Origin of the sequence: Pseudomonas sp. YuFO8, from assembly GCF_035065025.1 — a bacterium.
GTDB classification, from domain to species: Bacteria; Pseudomonadota; Gammaproteobacteria; order Pseudomonadales; family Pseudomonadaceae; genus Aquipseudomonas; species Aquipseudomonas putida_AE.
In genome coordinates, this window is record NZ_JAXDEQ010000167.1 from 1 (window position 1) to 414 (window position 414).

Sequence of the window (414 nt, forward strand, 5' to 3'; positions counted from 1 at the left end):
GAGCGCTGAGCGTGAGCGTCTGGCGACCTTGGAAAGCCGCTGGGCTGAAGAGAAAACCTTGGTGGACGAGTTGCTAGCCACCCGTGCAACGCTGCGTGAAAAGGCGGGCGTGGTGGACAGTGGCAACGATGAGCTGCGCGCCCAACTGGTCGACCTGCAACAGCGCCTCACCGCCCTGCAAGGCGAAACCCCGCTGATCCTGCCCACCGTGGATTACCAGGCCGTGGCCTCGGTGGTCGCCGACTGGACCGGCATCCCGGTGGGCCGCATGGCGCGCAATGAATTGGAGACGGTGCTCAACCTCGACCAGCACCTGAAAAAACGCATCATCGGCCAGGACCATGCCCTGCAGATGATCGCCAAGCGCATCCAGACCTCCCGCGCCGGCCTCGACAACCCGAGCAAGCCGATTGG

Annotated in this window: 1 pseudogene; it reads left to right on the forward strand. The window is 64.5% G+C overall.

The window, feature by feature from the left end:
* Window positions 1-414: pseudogene (locus SOP95_RS31825) on the forward strand (type VI secretion system ATPase TssH); the annotation flags it as partial.